At 66.3% G+C, this 18,108-nt stretch carries 10 protein-coding genes; all 10 read right to left on the bottom strand.

Annotated features, from left to right (window positions below; translation table 11 throughout):
* Nucleotides 1-94: 94 nt before the first annotated feature.
* Entirely contained in the window at nt 95-1,450 is a 1,356-nt protein-coding gene (locus ACZZZM_RS02560) for an efflux transporter outer membrane subunit (protein WP_463593544.1), read from the bottom strand.
* A 14-nt stretch (nt 1,451-1,464) separates the two neighbouring features.
* The gene (locus ACZZZM_RS02555; protein ID WP_463593543.1) at nt 1,465-2,631 is read right to left on the bottom strand and encodes an HlyD family secretion protein; all 1,167 of its coding nucleotides are present in this window, start codon (nt 2,629-2,631) and stop codon (nt 1,465-1,467) included.
* Complete coding sequence (locus tag ACZZZM_RS02550) at nt 2,628-4,295, bottom strand: MFS transporter (protein ID WP_463593542.1); 1,668 nt, start codon at nt 4,293-4,295, stop codon at nt 2,628-2,630. The genes ACZZZM_RS02555 and ACZZZM_RS02550 overlap by 4 nt, the downstream gene beginning before the upstream one ends.
* Nucleotides 4,296-4,816: 521 nt before the next feature.
* Nucleotides 4,817-5,314: a hypothetical protein gene (locus tag ACZZZM_RS02545; RefSeq protein ID WP_463593541.1), complete on the bottom strand. Its 498-nt coding sequence runs from the start codon at nt 5,312-5,314 to the stop codon at nt 4,817-4,819.
* Nucleotides 5,311-10,347 carry a hypothetical protein gene (locus tag ACZZZM_RS02540; protein WP_463593540.1) on the bottom strand — a complete coding sequence of 1,679 codons (5,037 nt, stop codon included), beginning with the start codon at nt 10,345-10,347 and terminating at the stop codon, nt 5,311-5,313. The genes ACZZZM_RS02545 and ACZZZM_RS02540 overlap by 4 nt, the downstream gene beginning before the upstream one ends.
* 48 nt (nt 10,348-10,395) lie before the next feature.
* Nucleotides 10,396-11,436: a hypothetical protein gene (locus tag ACZZZM_RS02535; protein WP_463593539.1), complete on the bottom strand. Its 1,041-nt coding sequence runs from the start codon at nt 11,434-11,436 to the stop codon at nt 10,396-10,398.
* Between the two features lie 76 nt (nt 11,437-11,512).
* Complete coding sequence (locus ACZZZM_RS02530; RefSeq protein ID WP_463593538.1) at nt 11,513-11,983, bottom strand: hypothetical protein; 471 nt, start codon at nt 11,981-11,983, stop codon at nt 11,513-11,515.
* Nucleotides 11,984-11,994: 11 nt separating this feature from the next.
* On the bottom strand, nt 11,995-12,843 hold the full coding sequence (locus ACZZZM_RS02525; RefSeq protein WP_463593537.1) for a hypothetical protein: 849 nt from the start codon (nt 12,841-12,843) through the stop codon (nt 11,995-11,997).
* A 1,063-nt stretch (nt 12,844-13,906) separates the two neighbouring features.
* Complete coding sequence (locus ACZZZM_RS02520; RefSeq protein WP_463593536.1) at nt 13,907-16,762, bottom strand: hypothetical protein; 2,856 nt, start codon at nt 16,760-16,762, stop codon at nt 13,907-13,909.
* Between the two features lie 16 nt (nt 16,763-16,778).
* Nucleotides 16,779-18,101, bottom strand: a complete 1,323-nt coding sequence (locus tag ACZZZM_RS02515; RefSeq protein WP_463593535.1) for a surface lipoprotein assembly modifier — start codon at nt 18,099-18,101, stop codon at nt 16,779-16,781.
* Between the last annotated feature and the right edge of the window lie 7 nt (nt 18,102-18,108).

Genomic DNA, 18,108 nt, shown 5'->3' with positions numbered 1-18,108 from the left:
GGGTGCTTGCAGTCCTCAATCCGCTGCACTGGCCGCCGTTCCTCCGGCGCGCGAAAAAACCGCTTCGCCGCTAACTTGAGTGAAGATAGGAGGCCTAATCAGGCGCAAGGCCGCCCCAGCCGCCGCCCATTGCCTGATATAGCGCGACCAGCGCATTGAGTTGATCGGTGCGCAACTGGACCAAACTGAGATCGACATTGAGCAATGCGCGCTGGGCGTCGAGCTGCTCGAGATAGGTGGAATAGCCGGCACGGTAGCGATTGGTGGCGTGGCGCAATGTCTCGGCGACGGCAGTGCGCTGGGCCTCGAGCGCGGCGCGCTGGGCGGCGAGGCGATCGACGGCGGCAAGATTGTCTTCGACTTCGCGGAATGCAGTCAGCGCGGTGCGGCGATAGGCGAACGCCGCCTGATCGCGCCGCGCCGCCGCGCCTTCGACATTGGCAGTCAGCCGCCCGCCCTCGAACAGGGGCGCGAGAATGCTGGCGCCGAGCGACCAGATCGTGATCGGATTGGCGAGCGCGCTCGATAGCGTCGCGCCGGCCGATCCGGTGAGGCGAATGCTCGGTAGGAACTGCGCGCGCGCCACGGCAAGCGATGCGTCGGTGGCGGCGAGGTTTAGCTCCGCCTGGCCGATGTCCGGGCGGCGGCGGAGCAAGTCGGAGGGCAGGCCGCCCGGCACCGGCGGGGGCTGGAGCGCATCGAGCCGAGCACCGCGTTCGATTGCGCGCGGCGCATCGCCTAGCAGCACACTCAATGCATTTTCCTGCCGCCGGATCGCGAGATCGGCTTGCGGCAATATCTGTGCAGCCGCCTGATATTCGGCCTCGGCCTGGCGCAATTCGAGCTGCGACGTATAGCCCGCCTCTGCCCGCGAACGTGCCAGCCGCAGCGCCTCTGCGCGCGAGGCGATGGTCGCCTCCACCACTTCCCGCCGGGCGTCGAGGCCACGCAGCGTGACATAGCCAGTCGCCACCGTCGCCGCGACCGACAGCGCGGTCGCATCGCGCGCCGCCTCGTTGGCGAGTTCGGACTGCCGCGCCGCCTCTACCTGGCTGCCGATCCGGCCGAACAGATCGATTTCATAGGCAGCCTGGAACAGCGGCTGGACTCCAGTCGTCTCGACCGGCGTGCCGAGCGCGCTCACCGATCGCGAGCGCGTGACGCCGGCTCCCGCGTCCAGCGTGGGGAATAGCTGCGCCCGCGCCAGCCGTTCCTGCGCCCGCGCCTCCTGCACTCGCGCCGCGGCGATAGCGATATCGGGGTTGTTCGTCAGCGCCGTTTCGACCAGCCGCGCGAGCACCGGGTCGCCGAAGCGGTTCCACCATCCCGGCTCGACCATGCTTCCGGCTGGAAGCTGGGTGCGCCAAGTCGCCGGAGGCGTGACGCTCGACGCCTCCGGCCGCTGGGGATCGGGCGCGGTGCACGACGCCAGCAGCGCCGCTCCGGCCATCCCGGCGGCAACCCTCATCGCCGCACCGGCGCAGGCGCGCCGCGCGTATCGACTCGTGCTTCCACCGACATGCCGGGGCTGAGGCGCGGATAGAGCGGATCATTGGTGTCGATCGCGATGCGCACCGTCAGCCGCTGGGGCACCTTGACGAAATTGCCCGTCGCATTGTCCGGTCGGATCACCGAGAATTCGCTGCCCGCAGCCGGCGACAGCCGCTCCACTCGACCGTGAATTTCCGCGCCGCCCAGCGCATCCACTAGCAGCACTGCCGGCTGGCCGGGCAGGATGCGCGCGGTCTGCGCTTCCTTGAAGTTCGCCGAGACCCATACGACTGGGGGCACCAGGAACATCAGCTGCGTGCCTGCCGTGACATATTGGCCGAGCCGCACCGAAACCTCGCCGAGCTTGCCGGCCTGGGGAGCGCGGATCACTGTGTTGGCAAGGTCGATCTCGGCCAGCCGCAGCGCCGCGCGCGCACTCTCGACCGCGGCTTCGAGCCCGCCGCGCCCGACCGTCACCGAGCGAACTTCCTGCTGCCCGACGGTGCGCTGCGCCTGGGCCTGGCGCACGCCGGCCGCGGCCTGGGCGAGCGCCGCCCGCGTCTGGTCGCGCTCTCGCAACGAAACCGATCCTTGGGCAACCAGATCATCGACGCGGCGCATGTCCGCCTGCGCGCGGGCCAATTGCGCACGCGCGTTTTCGATTGCCGCGTCCTGCCCGCCGAGCGCCGCCTCGCGCGAGCGCTGGCTCTGCGTGGAGTTCGCAAGATTGGCGAGTTGGCTGGCGAATCCGGCCCGCGCCTGTTCGACGCGTTGGCGATAGATGCGATCGTCAATCCGCGCGAGCACCTGCCCCGGCTTCACTGCCTCGAAATCGCGCACCAGCACTTCAGTGACATAACCGCTGACCTGCGGCGCGATGATCGTGGTCAGGCCGCGCACATAGGCGTTGTCGGTGGTCTGCACGCTCCGGCTGAACGGCGGCAGATCCCAGGCGAACAGCGCCAGCAGCGCACCAGCGATGACAAGCGCGATGAAGCCGAACGTCGCGGCCCGGCCCCCGCGCGGCGGTGCCCAGCCGCGACGCGGCGCTGGCGGCTCGGCGCCGACTTCGACGGGGTCTTCCAGCCGCTCTTCGGTTTCAGGCGTGGCGGATCGCGGGGGACTGGAAATATCGTTCATTCTTGCGCCTCAGTCCTCATCCGCTGCATCGCCGCCAACTCTTCACCGATCGGGTTGATCCCGCGCACGCGCAGATAGACCCAGCGGCTCCCCAGCCACACCACCACCACGGTCGCCAGCGCCGCGATCAGGAGGAACACGTCGTTGAAGGCGAGGATGTTCGCCTCGCGCGTCACTTGCTGTCCGAACAGCGCGGCGCCTTGCGCCTGCCGCAGCGCTGGATCGCCCTGCACGCGCAGATAGGCGCCACCCAGCTGCTGCAGGCGCTGCGCCACCTGTGGATCAGCCGCGCTCAGCGTCTGAACGATTTCCTGCGAATGCAGCCGCTCGCGCATGACCTGGAAGCTGCCGAGGAAGGCTGTGCCGGCCAACCCGCCGATCGTCTGGGCGATGCCGAATATCGCCGAGAAGCTGACGAGGTGGCTCGGCCCCTTCGACAGCGCCCGCGCGATCCCGACCAGCATCACCGGCCCCATCCAGAGCAACGCCGCGAAAGCGATCAGCGTCTGCGTGACATACAGGCTGGAGGGCCGGCTGAGATTGGTCGCATCCGAATCCAGATAGGCCGCAACCGCGATGATCACCGCGGAGGCGATCGGTTGCCACAGCAAGTCCTTGGGATTCATCGACCATACGCTCGCGGCAACCCCCAGGATCGACCCGAGCAGCAGCCATGTATTGAGAGTGACGAGCTGATCGTTGCCCATGCCCACGGCGCCGAGCAGCCCGAGCGAACCATAGCTTTGCTCGGACAGCAGCACGCGGATCGCGACGACCACCAGGATGAAGCGCAATATGTTGCGGCTGCGCATCCAGCGCGTGTTGAGCAAAGGATTGGCGCGATTATGCTCGACCAGCATCGCCGCGCCGATCAGCAGGATCGAGGCGGCGGTAGCATAGCCGAGCCAGGCGGTGCTCCACCACAGTATCCGACCCTGCACCAGCACTGCGCAGAGCAAAGCCATCCCCGGCGCGAACAGGCCGAAGGTGAGAAAGTCGAGCTTCTCGAATGCTTTGATCGTCTGCCCCGGCGGCAGCCGCAGGAGGGCCACCGCGCCCAGGCAGAACAACGTCAGCCCCAACTCGAACACGAACAAATTCTGGATATTGCCGTCGGCCAGGAGCAGCGGTGAGACGACACGCGCCAACGGCAGCGCGACTTGCGCCAGCCCAAAGCCGATCACCATCCCGCCCAGCCGCAGGGCGGGCGGCATCGCCTGCATGATATAGAAGAAGCTGAGCGTAGTCAGGCCGCTGCCCACTACGCCCGCCGCGCCGCGCACCAGCAGCTCGACTTCGTAGCTGTGGACGAAGACCTGGAGCAGCGTCACTGCCAAAAAGCCGAGCAGCGAGATGCGGATGAAGCGCTGCAGCCCGAATTGCTGGCGGAACTTGATCAGCAGCAAGCTCATGCACACGCTGGTCATCGAATAGGTGGCGCTCAGCCAGCCTCCCTCGACCGCGCTCAGTCCCAGCGATCCCTGGATCTGGGGGAGGTTCGCGAGCAGCAGTCCATTGCTCAGGCCGCCGGTGAGGCCGAGCAATCCGCCGATCGCGAAATAACCGATCCGGCGCGGGACGGGATGCTCGGGCGTCGCAGGCGAGCCGGGAAGGAACGGCCGCTCGTGCGGCTGGAATTCGTAGGTTGCACCAGCGGCCGCCATTTCACCTCCCGCAGTGGCCCGACGGGTCGATATCGCCGAAAGCCATCTCGCTGGTCTCCGCTTGCCGCGGAGGCATTCCGCATTCCCACAACCCGGCACTGTAGATTGGGTTCACTGATCCGGTGGATTGACTATCGTCTGCGGCGTCACAGAGTTCTAGCGAGGCTTGAGGCTTCCGAACCCGGCATGTGTCGTTGTCTGCTCTTCGTTCATGACATCTGCAGCAGCCGATTTCCTCACGGCCCTGTGTGAGCCATTCTCAATTAGTCCAACGATGCCCGCTTCGGGGGGTGCGCTGGCAGAAAGCCGCCGGTTCGCATGCGGCCCACTAGCGGTCATCTCAACGCCGGAATACCGAACGGATGAAACTGGGCCGGTTGCAGCCTGGCGGCTTTCGGGAATAAACCGAGGAGAACGGACAGCCGCATAAAAATCGAGGAGGCTGCCCATGCCACGCCGCTCGTCTACGAGCTCCTGTTCCTGTAGCCCTGCAAAAAGGAGACGGCGATACCGGCAGCGCGCTATTTGACCCGAACCCTGAACCGGATCGAGAAGCTGGTGCCCGTCAGTTGGCTACCGCCCAACCTGACTCGGATGTTCGTTACGCGGCTGTCGCAGCCATTGCCGTCGGCCACGGGCGTGTAGGTCCAGGTCGCGCCACCGTCCTTCGAGAAATCGATCCGGTCGGATGTGCTGCCCAATCCCAGATAGCTGTAGCTCAGCAGGCTCAGCCCGGGCAGGAAATCCACCGGTCCTGGCGCGAGCAGCCCGATATCGGCGACGCGAAGCTCGGTGTTGGCGGGGATAGCATCGGTGAAGATGACGCCGTTGACGGTGGTGAATACGCCGTTCGGGTTCGATATGGTCGTGGTGTAATCGACGAACGCGCCGGGTACGCGCTTGGGCAGCAGATTGCCCTGCGGATCCGAGGCGACTGACGAGGTCTTGACCACCGTCAGCGGATCGAACGCTGCGACCAGCAGGAGCAACGGCAGCAGTCGGGCCAGCTTGCGATTCATCGTTCCCCTCCCAAAAGTGGCCGGACCAGGCCACCCAGCGACTTCTGGTCGAACTTCATGCGCATTGTCAGGAACGGTCCCTGGCGGGTCCAGCCGGCATCCTGGAAATCGCGGTCGCGGTAACCGGCGACATTGTACCCGGCGGACAGCCAGACGTCCTTTGCCGGCGAAAGGCCGAGCGACGCGCCTAGCGAGTAATTGACGGTGTTGCTCGACCAGCTGTGCTGCGCGCTCACGGCCGCGCCGATATCGAAGGGCGACGAAATGTCCTTGCGGGCCTCCACACCGATCACGTCGACAAAGCCTTCGAACTTCTCCTCGGCATAGCGGCCGCGGACAAATTTAGCGCCGTAATAAAGGCTCGCCTCGAAGCCGTGGCCGACGCCTTCACCACCGGTGCGGTAATTGACGGCGAGATTGTTGACTGCGCGGAAGGTGGCCACGGTGTTTGCGGCGAAGGTGGGCACGGCCAGGACGTTGCCCGGGCTGGTGCCGGCACCGGCGCTCTCGTGGCGGATCTGGAAGCGCTCGAGCAGCGACCAGCGGCTGTCGATCGGACGAATGGCGAGGGCGAGATCGGCGCGCACCGAAGAAGCGACGGCATCATTCTTGTCGCGGACACGATAGGCGCGGACGCTGGATGCCACCGTGCTGCCATTGCCCAGGCTGCGCAGCAGGTTCGACGTAAGCCCGAAGCGGCGTTCGCGCAGGCCGTCGCGATATTCGGCGCGGCCGTTCCAGCTCCAGCGGTCGCCGCGATAGGTCGCGCCGAGCGTGGCGGCCACGAAATCGCCGTCGATCCCCTCCGAGCTCAGGAACCCGCCGCTCGAGGCCGGCTGGAAGCGATTGACCACGTCGCCCGTGGGAATGCTGCCCGCGAAGGTGCTGCTCGAATCGAGCGTGGCGTCTATCGTCCAGCGCTTGCCGACCGGCAGCGACTGGCTGAGGCCATATTGCGCGAAGGTCCGCGCGCCATTCTCCGCCACGCCGCCCTGGTTGACCATCGCCATCAACTTCGCGCCGGCCCAGGGCGCGACATCGAAGCCGATCCGCGCGGTCTTCGCCTGGAACTTGTCGCCGCGCGCGACTTCATAGCCGCCGATCAGTCGCACGGTTTCATTGAAGCGCCACGCCGCCTGGATGCGCTGGCGGGCAGGGAAGTCCACGCTGTCGTCCTTGCCGCCGATCGGCAGCTGGGTCTCGCCGGTCAGTTCCAGCCGGTTGTCGAGCAGCTTCTGCGCGCCGCCCAGCGTGAGCAGCAGCGACTGGCGCTCGCCGCCATCGCCGATGCCGCGATCCACGGCAAACTGCGTGCCTGCATACAAGGTGCCGGCGGCGCGGCGATATTCGACGCGGGCATCGCCGGCGATGCGCTGGGCCGGGCCGTCCAGATCGTCCTGGTGCCAGGCGGAGCCGACGAGGCTCCAGCGCTCGCCGAGCCGCAGGCGGCCGTCCATGCCGATCTTGCGCGTGCCCGCTTCTCCCAGATTCTGCTGGCCGAGCCCGAACGTGCGATCCTGCTCGCGGACATAGGCGAGCAGATCGGCGCGGCTGCCATGATGCTCGATCTCGGCCAGCCAGGCGCGGCCGGCCCCGAGACCCTCGCGTCCGCCCACCGCCGCCTCCGCGCGGATCTCGGTCGATGGGCTCAGCTGCGCGCGCAGATCGACTGCGGCGGCGGTCGCCTGTCCGGTGACGGTTTCGTCATGGATCAGGCTCGCGCCAATCTCCGCTCCGCCAAGGGTGACCGCGGCGCGGCCGCCCGCCACCAGCTTGTTGCCGTCGCCATAGGTTTCGTAATCGGCGACGATGAAGACCGGATTGCCGCTGGCATCGCGGCTGAGGATCGGCTCACGGAAGCGGATCGTGCCGGCGCCGGGATCTATATCGTAATCGATGTGGCGGGTAAGCTCGCGGCTCTCGACGATCAGTTCGGAGCGCAGGCGATCGCGGGTTTCAAGGCGCAATTTTTCGCTGTTGGCGACGATGTCGCGGCCCGAAAGGCGGTACGGACCCGATAGCCCGTTGCCCTGGATTTCGTCGCGGCCATAGCGGCTGTCGTCATTGGCAGCGAAGGCGGTGAAGCGCAGCTGCGAGCCGGTATATTCGGCCTTCACGCCCGTCATCGTGCGGCTGTACCGCCCCAGCTTGGTATCGACCAGGCCGGTCTCGAAATCGCCGAACAGCGCATAGAATTCGCGGCGTTCGAGGCGGACATACAGGCTTCGGCGGCTGGCGGCGTCCTGCCCCTGGAGCGTGCCGTCGCCATAGACTGTGTAATAGCGATCCGGATCGATCGTGCCGAGTGCGCCGCGTTCGCGAATGCGCTCGATGTCCTTGTCGCTGTCGTACGCGAGCGTGAGCAGCCAGCTGCCCTTGATCCGGCCCTTGGCGTAGAGCGCGAGCTCGCCGTCGCCGACGAGATCGCCGCTCTTGCCGCGTGCGATCTGCTCGGCGCCCGAAAGCGTATCGTAGCCGGCGGTGCCCTTGGCGAAGCCCACGACGACCCAATCCTGCGCAGGTGCCGCGAGCCAGGCCTTGATCTCGATGGCGCGCCGCTGATCGCGCTCGGCGAGCGTGACCGAAATGCGCGCCAGGCCGGGTTGGCGGGTCGGCTCGAGCGCGATGAAGGCGAGCCCGTCATCGCCGACCACCTGCGCGGTAGCCTGGGTGCGCTCCAGTCCCGCTAGCTGGCGGCCCTGTTCGGCGGCGTTGGCCGCGGCGGCGCGATATGGCTGGTCGACGCGGAACGCCACGATGGTGCCTGCGCGAACCGGGCGGCCGTCGCGAGCGGTGACCCGCACGGCGATCAGCGGGCGCGTGAGGCCATCGGCGCTCAATCGCGATTGCTCGGGCACATAGACGGCGCGCGCCGGAGTGTTGGCATAATGGACGATGCGATCGAGCGTGGTGACCGTCGCGCCATTCGCATCGAGCACGCGTGCGTGGAGCTTATTGTCCCCTTCGATCAGCGGGAGCCCGGACCAGCGCGACACCGCGACACCGCGCGTCTTGTCGCCATCGGTGCCGTCGAAGCTGAGCGCATCGACCGGCTTGCCGTTGACCGTGAGCGCGATGCGATGATCCGGGCCATGGGCAATGACGACGCGGACGGCGGGCGCACGCGGGTTGTGATCGGCGCTGGGGAACAGCCAGCCATTGCCGGGCTCCGCCTGCGCCAGCCAGTCGTCGCGATTGCCCGCGGCGGCGGCATCGGCAAGCGGTGCGATCGGAAGCGCATCGGCTGCGGGCGCAGCCTGGCCGGTCGGGCGAAGCTGGAAATCGACACGCTGCAGGCTGCCGCCGCCCGCCTCGACGAAGCGCGACAGGGCGTTGGCGCCCGCGCGGGTATCCCCATCGCACGCGACCGGCGCATGGGTGGCCGGCACGCTCGCCAGGTCGATCTGGACCACATGGGTCCCGGGCGAGACACCCTCGAAATGATACAGCCCATCGGCGTCGGTAACGACATAGCTGCCGTCTTCCATCAGCAGGCGGATGCCCGCCACGCCATTGCGCCCGCGCTCCGGATCGCCGCACGCGCCCTCGGTGACGCGGCCGATCACAGTGAAGCCGTCGGTGAACAAGGGCGCACGGATGCGGACGGTGGCGCTGCCTTCATTGCTGATCAGTCGCTCGGCGCTGGTCGCGGTGACGCGGTTGACTGCTTCGCCAGGCGTGGCGCCGGGGGCGACTTCGACCAGATAATCGAAACTGCGCATGGCGCCGGGCGCAAGCGTGCCCATGGCGAAGCCGAGGTTGCGTCCGTTGCCGGCCACCATCGGTTCGGGAGTGCCACGGGCCGAGCCCTTGCGATAGCGCAGGCCGCGCGGCAGCGTGTCGGAGACTGCCAGTGCGGTCGCGGCGCCAGCGCCCGAGTTGCGGATCTGGACCCGGTACTGGATCACGTCGCCCAGTTCAGCCTCGCGAACCGACGCCTGCTTCTCGATCACCAGCCTGGGTGTCAGCGCCTGTGTGACGATGGATTTCGGATCGACAGGGATGTCGATGGTGACGGGGAAGGGGTCGCTCAGCGCAAATTCGCGGCCATAGGAGCCCGGCACGATCACATAAGGCGTGCCGTTGGCGCTCTTCAGTCCGGCCAATGCCTCGGGAGTCGTGGTAGAGACAAAGGTGTAGCCCGGCGGCGGCGTTACCACGAGACGGTAATTGCCCGGCGGCATCAGCGGAAAGCGGTAATGGCCACGCTCCATCGGATAGGCGTGTCCGCTCGAATCCGTGACCTGCTGACCGGTCACCATCGTGTTCGGATAGCTGCTCATGCCGTCATCGCCATAGACCATCGCGGCGGGCAGGCCGGTCGCCTGATCGATCACAGTCACCGTCGCGCCGTTCAGCGCCTCGCCGGTCTCCGAATCGAACACCTGGCCCTGCGGATCGATCAACAACTGGCTGCTCGACGGCGCGTTGTCGTCGTCGCCGTGAAAGTGCACGGTGATCCAGTCCGAGTCCGCGCCCTGGGCAATGTCGCAGCCGGTGTCGGGGATGCCGGTTGTGCGGCCGCTTGCCGGGATCATGCCGGCAAAAACGCCGCTGTTCGGCCCGGTCTCGGTGAGCTCCAGGTCCAGCTCGCGGGCGCCTGCACTGGCGGTCACGAATGTCTTTTCAATCACGGCGGAATCGCGGTTCTGGCCGGGTGCTTCCAGCTCCAGCACGTACGGATTGTTGATATCGAGCGATTTCAGCGGGGCAGCCGCCGCGTATAGCGCCTCGTCTAGCGCGATCGGGCGATAGGTCGCGCGCGGCAGCAGCTCGCAGACGGTGTTGGAATAATCGGGATTCCAGCCTTTCGGCAGGCGATGGAAGCTGATGCGGCTCACATATTTGGTGCGCGAAAACTCCACTGTATTCGAAGGCACGACGACGTCCCCGCCGACGCCCGCATAAACGAGCGTCGCGGTGTTGCGCACGGTCTGGGCTTCGGCGGTGCCTTCGATCCCGGCAAAAGCCAGGAGAGACGCGGCGGCCAGCCCGATCGTGCGCGCGATCCGGAGGGGAAAGGGTCGTGCCATGATGGGGTTCCTCCCCGGCGCGGGAGCGTGCGCCGGGGAGAAATTCGATCAGTCGATCGTGACGCGGAAAGCGACGGTAAGCGGCACCAGCGGCAGCACTCCGCCCAGCGTTGCACGCACCGTGGTTCCGTCGAACGAGCCGCCATACAGGTCGCTCTCGTCCGCGCCGGTAGCGTTATCATCTTCGATCGTGCCGTTGAGCACGCATACGCCGCCCACGCCAAGCCCGCCGACGGTCAGCGAATTGGGGATGTAGGTGGTGTTGGCCGGCAGCGCGTCGCTCAGCGAGACGCTGGTTGCGATGCCCGGCCCTGCATTGCTGATCGTCATGCAATATTCCACGATTGCGCCCGGGATCGCCTTGGGATTGACCAGGAGATTATAGGGATCGCTGACGACCCGCGCGGTCTTCGTCATGGTAATCGCGGCGGAATCGATCGTGTATGCGTCGAAGGCCCATTGCGCGCCGTCACGCAGCTGATCGAGCAGATTGGCGTCGTCGGCGAAGACGATGTCCACCGTCGATGCCGAGTCCGCGGTCAGGATCGAAGTCGCGACCAGGTCGGCGCCGAGCGAGCCGTTGCCGCCGCCCTCGGCCACGATCGCCTGCAGGCCGACGATCGCAGTGTGGATGCCCGCGGTGTTTGGAATGTTCGCCACGATGAACACGGTCTTGGTGGCATCGGGCGCCAGCTCGTCGATATAGGTCGCGACATCGACGTCGGCGTCATAGGTGCCGTTGCCGTTGGAATCCACGAACACGCGCATGCTGGTGACGTTGAAATCGTCGGTGCCGAGCAACGGAATCGAGACGAGGGCCTGGCCGGCGAACAGGCGGAAATCCTGCGTCGCGTTGGTCAGATTGGTGACGGTGTAGGTCGTCACCTTATCGGTCGTGCCGATCGAGACGCTGGTGGCTGCGCCGCCGACTTCGGCAACCGCGAGATTGACCTTCTTGTCGACCAGGAAGGTCGCCGTGTTCGAATTGGTGATCTGCGCCGATCCGCCGACCGAATAGCTGACGCTCGCCTGATTGGCGATACTGGTGCCGGCCGGGGTTTCCTGCGCGAACGCGGGAACCGACGACATTGCAGCCAGGGCTGCGCCACCAAAGAGATGAATGCGATGATGAATACGCGACATGATATCTACCCTGTTTCTTCAGTTACTTGACGAGTGCGCGGAACGAGACTTGCCCAGATCCCCCGGCCGCGACCGGATTGCTCAGCCGCCAGCGGACGACACGGACATCGGCAGCCGTGGCGGCGCGAACGCCGCTTGCGGTGCGGACGGTGAGGCGGGCGAGCGCGCCGAATTGCTGGCCGTCCACCGAGAGCTCGGGCTCGGGCGATCCGGCGGCCGCGCCGCTATAGATCAGCCCGGCAGGCACCGGATTGGCGATGACCAGGTCGCGCGCGGGGACGCGGCCCGAATTGCGATAGCTGATCTGATAGACCACCCGGTTGCCCGGGACGACGCGGGCGGCAGGAGCCAGCGCGATCTTGGTGGTGCCGTCCGCGGCCGACGTGCGCGTCTCGACCAACACGCGCGTAACCAGCGCCACGGGCTGTGCCGCGACGGGCGACGCCGTCGTGAGCAGCGCCGCGACTAACCCGGCCTTGATCATCGATTTCATTGCTTCGCTCCTCACTTGACTGTCACTTGAAACTGGATGCGGCGCGTTGCCGGCGCGGCGACGTCACCCAGCGCGACCTGCACGCTCGCGCCGTCGAAAATGCCGGCGTCGCCGTCTGGCGTGTCGGTAAGTGCGATGCCGTCCAGCCGGATGCTGCCCGGGACAAAGGCCGTTCCTGGGGGAATGGGATCGGCGAGGCGCGCCGACCGGACGACACCGCTCCCGCCGAAGCGGGATTCGATTGCGTAGGTCACGATCGCGCCCGGCACCGGTTGCGCGGTGCCATTGGGGGCGGCGATGCGCTGGGTCTTGATCAACTGGATCTCGCCGGTGTCGGTGCCGGGGGCGACGGTGAGCGTAAGATCCAGAGTGCTGCGGGCGCCGGCTGCGCCGATCACCGCGTCGCAACCGCCATCGCCCAAGCCAGGCAGCGCGCTGCCCGGCGCTCCGGTGCCGGTGAGCGAGCGGGCGTTGATCCGCAGGAGGCCCGCGGCGGCGGACGTCCCACCGCGCAGCAATGCGATCAGGCGCAGCGAAGCACCCGCGGCCATTTGCGGCGTCGCGCTGCCCGATGCGATCGCGAGATCGGCGGTCGCATCGAAGACGCCATTGCCATCGCGATCGAGGGCGAACCCTTCGATCACGGCGTCGGTGCCGTCGATGCGGCCGTCGAGCAGGAACGCCTCGGTTCCGTTGCCGGCATTGGTCAGCGTGAAGACTGCAGCGCCCTGGCCGCTCGAAGCGAGCGCCACTGCGTTCGCCGGTGCCGCAAGCCGCAGGTCGATGAGCTCGTCGATGCGGGTGGCGGCAAGGTTAGAAGCGATGACGCGCACGGCGCCGTCCTGCGATACCTGGGCCAACGCCGTGTTCGAAATAGACGTACACGCGGCAGAGGCTGCGCTCGCAGGCGCAGACGCCAGCACGCACGCGCTGGACGTAATGTACGCCAGCAGCTTTGCCTTGCCTATTCGACTGAGTATTATTCCTCGCATGTACGAGGCTAAGGCGCTATCCCCGGTTGCAGGCGACTTAATAGATACGTTCGTAGATTCACTTATATTATTGAATCTGCTTATTCTAAACGATCTAGATCGATGGCCGGCATAGCAACTCGCCCTATACTGTTACGTAAACCTACTTACGTACTATCCCATCAAAGTTGGGAGGGCGTAGTCGCCAACGAAACCTAGACCGCGCCGGATTTCGCGAAGGTGCCAACTCTGAAGATGTTGAGCCTGTATGAGCAAAGCATCGAACGAGTACGCGCCCGACGTTCGCGAGCGGGCGGTGCGGATGGTGTGCTTTCGAAAGGTGTCAAGCTGCTCTCCGCCAGCGGTTTGGATAACGCACCTAAACGAACGGCGGGTTGCGAGATGAGCTTTCGGGCAACCGAATGACGGCTGATGAGGCGCATTCCCGACAGTCCGCTCACGCTGAGAGCGGTCTGCTACTAATGGGCCGGTTGCAGTCTGGCAGCTTTGCGGCGGCAAAGCGACGTAGCAGACATTCGTCCACAACCACTTAGGTAGCCGACTGAGGAATTACCGGCGCATCGAGTTGTTATGGTCTTACTCGCCAAAGCGAGCGTCGGGAGTAGCCGTCAGAGATCTCGACTGCCCCGTCGTAGAGTGGTCCGCGACAGCTCTCCGCCAGTCTTTGAGGCGTCCACCCCATGCGAGCCAGCGCTCCTTCCAGGGTGGCGTCAGCGTCTTGCTTCCGTTGGCCTTAGCGCCTGCCCCTTAGGGCCGAAGCCGTGTCGCGAGCCGTGTAATCGTCTTCAACCACGAGCACCGTTCGCCTTGTCAGATCGGCAGCGCGCGTCATGTCCAACGTTCCTTCAAAATACTCTCGCGGGCAGGGGCGCATCGCTCTCCGGCGTGCTCATTGCCTGCGTGAGGAGAACTCGATGCGGCAGCGCCACCCTTAAGGATTCTTCGCGAACACCGCGGCCCCGTTGACGATGCCGCCGCCGGGGCCGGCGATGAAGTGATAGGTAAGCCCGGCATGCGATCCACCCGATCCGGCAAGGAAACCGAAGGTCTCGGCATAGCAATTGGTCCCGGTGCAGCCATTGCCAGTGACGAGCGGGCCTTCCGAATCGCGGAACGAGGAAGTGAAGCGCCCGCCCGTCGTAATTGCTAGGCTGGGCGCAGACGCGCCGCCCCGCGATTGATATCCATAAGTCGATCCGCCGAACTGGACGGTCATGTCATAGCCGACCCGCATCGTTCCGAAATCGACGGCAAGGCTTCCTGACGACAGGGTGCCCGGAGCGATCGCGCCATCATTGACCGTGGGCTTGGTCGAGCCGGCAAGTGCATAAGTCGCGGTGCCGCTAGTGGGTGCGTTGGTTAGCTGCTTGCCCCACACCATATGCTGGCCGCCATTCTCGGGGATCGTGCCCGTGGCGCGGCCAGCGACCAGTGCCTGGGTGGTGCCTCCTGACCAGCGCGTCCAGCCGATCGCGCCACCGAGACCGCCATATTCGTGATCGGCGTTGGTACCGCGGCCATTGTTGCGAATGCTTTCGAGCTTGCCGTCGGCCGCCGCCACTGCCTGGGTCTGTACGCTGGTGCCGTTGAGTTCAGTGAATGCGCCGACCCCGGCGAACTCGACCGAGCCGGTGGGCGCCCCACTACCGGTCACCGGCGGAATGACGGGCGGCGCGACCGGTGTGGTGTCACGGGCTGTCTGCGTGAAAACCGCGCTGCCGTTCAGCACCGACGTGGTTCCGGCTATCGAATAGGTGCCGGCGATCACTTGTCCATCGGCGCCGCTGCCGAACATGTTGGGGATGAAGCGGCAATTGCTTGCGCAGCGCGCATCGGTGGTGGTCACCGGCGCCTGGCCGAACAGGTAGAAGCCATTGGCCACGACCGAGCCGGTGAGCGAGGGAGCGCTCAGGCCACCGACGCTGGCGAAATCGTAGCGCTGCGCCTGGCCCGCGGCCATGGTCGTCAGCGAGCCCTGAATCCCGTATTTGAGCTGCGTGCCGAATTGCATGGCGATCGTGCCCGAAAGCGTCGCCGCGCTGACCGCCGATCCGTCGGCATAGCTTGGAGTCGTGAAGGCCGCGACTTGATAGGTTGCAGTCCCGCGGTTTCCGGCGAACGGAACGTACGACGTCCCGAATGCGAAATGGAGGCTCTCATTGGGCGCAAAGGTCACGTCGCTGGTCACTCCGCCGGTCGTACGGCTGATCGTGCCGTCGGTGTAGCGACCGATCACCCAGCCCTCGCCCTTTGCCCCATCCGCCAGGCGCGCGGTACCGATCCGCACAGTGCCGTAGAAGGAGCGCGGATAGCCGGCGGCATCTACCTCGACCGGAACCGCCCCGGCATCGCCCCCGAACGATACCGAACCGCCCCGTCCGGCCAGCGCTCCGGCAAAGGTAGCCGCAGTCAGAACCGGCGGCGTCACCGGCGGCTGGGGCTGAGGATCGGTGCCCGGCGGCAAGGTGCCGAAATCACCGCCGCCGAGCAGATGTGCGTAGAATGCGAGCAGACGCGCGACTGCCGCCGAGTCCAAGCCGGTCGGGATGCCGACCGCATTGAGATAATCGAGATATCGGCGGATGAGATCTGCCGATGCTGCGCCGTAGTCGGCTGCCAGCCCCCCGGCCGCGAGGTAATCGAGATATTGCTTCACGACATCGAAGCCGATCGTCGCCGATGGCGAGCCACCGAGTGCGCGCAGCCGTTGGAACGCCTCGATCTGGGCGCGGCGTCCGGCGTCGAAGGTCTCGCCCAGCCCTAGCGAGCGGATATAATTCTCATATGCTGCCAGTGCAGCGGAACTCAGCCCGCCATTGGCGCCGGCCGCCAGCTGGCGGATATAATCCGAATACGCCGTGCCGATCGCGCTGTCGTTGAAGCCGGTCGGCGAGCCTCCGGCTGCGAGCAGGGCCATATAGGCCTCGATCAGCGCGCGTTGCTGGGCGTCGAGCCCCGCGAGCCCATCGGCCGTGAAGTAGCGCAGATAGGCATTGGCGAGCGAGGCACTCCCAGCCAGATTGCCGCTGCGCAGCGCCGCGAGATATTGCTGCAGCGTCGTGCCTGCGAGCGCGCGGCTGAATTGGCCCGGAACCCCGCCGGCACGGAGGAATGCGAGGTTCACATCCGCCGTAGCATCCGAAACCTGGTCGAAATCAAAGCCGCCCAGTGAATTCCGGCGTGCCAGTGCCAGGCCCAGAAGATCGGCGCGCGAGCCCTGCGCATAAATTGGGCGGCGCGGATTATCATATTCGGCGCGAACGGCCGGTGCGGAAACCGGCTGCGCGCCGGAAGTGACGATGGCCGAAACTTCGCCGTCCGCCGCGTCGAACGAGTCGCCCGGCGCGAAGCGGCGGCGGTTGCCGGTGGCCGTTGCGATGGCGACAGTACCGCCCAGCGCACGTCCCGACAGGCGGTCATTGATGACCCCGAGGCTGGCGGAATGGCCCGGAGCGAGCGTCGCGATCGTGCCATCCGGTGCGGCGATGCGGAGCGTGCCGCTCCCCCCGCGCGCCGTCAGGGTACCCCTAGCTACGCGCAGCGTCGAGCCATCGGCTTCGAAGCTGGCATCGCCAACGAACGAGATCACGCCGCCATCGTCCATGCGGACCTGGGTAACGCCGCCGCGCACCACGACGGGGCCGGAGATGCGGCCGGATGCGGGGGACGTGCCTGCGTCGGTGGCACCGGTGCTGAACAGAATTGTTTGTGCGGCGGCCGGCGCCGCGAGAGCGAGCACGGAAGCGCCGGAAACGAGCGCGAGAAGCGCGGAGCGCGAGGAAAGCATGATGGGATCCTTTCGATCAGAATTCGGCGCGCAGACCGAGCGAAGCGGTCACGCGGCGATAGTCGTAGAGGTCGTGATTGCTGGCGTTGCGGGTCCAGGACAGGCGCGGCCGGATGCTGATGCCGGAGGCAATGATGGCGCGCAGCCCGATCGCCGCATCGAGCTGGACGTCCTTGCGGCCCGCCAGGAACAGCGGGTCGCTTCCCGCATAATGCCGATAGTCGAGTCCGGCTGAGCCGGTTAGGGCGACCTTTGCCGACAAGGGATATTCCGTGCCCAGTTGCACGCCGATAAAATCGTTGCCGAGATGGCGCGCCGGATTGCGCAGGGTGCGCTCGGTGCCGCCGCTGAGCACGGCATAGACCGTCCGGCCCGCATAAGTGATGCTTGCAGCGTAGCGATCGGCGTCGCGCAGCGCATCCCGGTGATAATCAAGTCGCGTGAAGCTGGCCGAAAGCGACAGGGCCTCGCCACCCGGCAGCCGGTGGGTGAACTGCCCGACCACGCCATAGCTTGCGCGATAAGGATCGTGGCCGAGCCAGAATTGCTGCGCCTGTCCTGAAAGCGAAATCACGTCCCGGTTAGCGAGCGTGTGACCGATCCCGACCGTGCCCGTCACCGCCGCCTGGTCGAATTCGGTACTGTCCGCATTCTCGCGCAGTAAGCCCAGTACCGAGGCGAAGGCACGGGTCTGGCGGCCGAGAGCGCCTTGTGCGCTCAGCCCGCCTTGAACCTGACCAAAGCCGGCATCGATCCGGCGCGCCGAGCCGCCCAGCGTTGCGGGACCAAGGAATGCAAATGCGGGCAGCGTGACCGTGCCTGCCGCAGTCGCCTGGTTGATGTTGCTGTCATAGCCGCCTTCCACGTCGGCAAAGCCGGTCAGGACATTGCCGCCACCGCCAATCTGACGGTCATAATCGCGCACCAGCCGGTCGAAGCGCTGGCGCACCGGATCGGGCAGGCTGGGATCCGAGACGACCGTGTTGAACTCAGCCCGCGCGGTATCGATATCGCCGGCCATGGCATAGACCCGGGCGATCTCGGCGCGCGCCTGCGTGTTGCCCGGCTGCTTCGCCAGAACCCGCTGCAACGCAGGAAGCGCCACGCCGGGAAGGCCGGCGTCTGCGGCGGCAAGACCGAGCGCATAATCGAAATCGGGATCGCCGGCACGCTGCGCTTCGTAGGGCAGCAGCAATTCCACTGCCTCGCGCGGCTTTCCCGCCTGGTGCAGCGCCAAGCCGCGGCTGACCAGATCGTCGGCCTGCCCCATCGCCGGCATTGCCAGGATCAGCGCACCAACAAACCCCGCATAGCCTGCCCGTTTCAATATTGCCTTCACGCCTCGC

It is taken from the genome of Sphingomonas sp. AC522 (assembly GCF_979258125.1).
Note: the sequence above shows the minus strand (reverse complement) of the source record. Positions and strands in the feature narration are given on the sequence as shown.

Coding starts and splice junctions, on each gene's coding strand:
- ACZZZM_RS02535 (WP_463593539.1), bottom strand. CDS start 11,436: ATGTCGTCGGTTCCCGCGTTCGCGCAGGAAACCCCGGCCGGCACCAGT.
- ACZZZM_RS02520 (WP_463593536.1), bottom strand. CDS start 16,762: ATGCTTTCCTCGCGCTCCGCGCTTCTCGCGCTCGTTTCCGGCGCTTCC.
- ACZZZM_RS02560 (WP_463593544.1), bottom strand. CDS start 1,450: ATGGCCGGAGCGGCGCTGCTGGCGTCGTGCACCGCGCCCGATCCCCAG.
- ACZZZM_RS02540 (WP_463593540.1), bottom strand. CDS start 10,347: ATGGCACGACCCTTTCCCCTCCGGATCGCGCGCACGATCGGGCTGGCC.
- ACZZZM_RS02545 (WP_463593541.1), bottom strand. CDS start 5,314: ATGAATCGCAAGCTGGCCCGACTGCTGCCGTTGCTCCTGCTGGTCGCA.
- ACZZZM_RS02530 (WP_463593538.1), bottom strand. CDS start 11,983: ATGAAATCGATGATCAAGGCCGGGTTAGTCGCGGCGCTGCTCACGACG.
- ACZZZM_RS02555 (WP_463593543.1), bottom strand. CDS start 2,631: ATGAACGATATTTCCAGTCCCCCGCGATCCGCCACGCCTGAAACCGAA.
- ACZZZM_RS02550 (WP_463593542.1), bottom strand. CDS start 4,295: ATGGCGGCCGCTGGTGCAACCTACGAATTCCAGCCGCACGAGCGGCCG.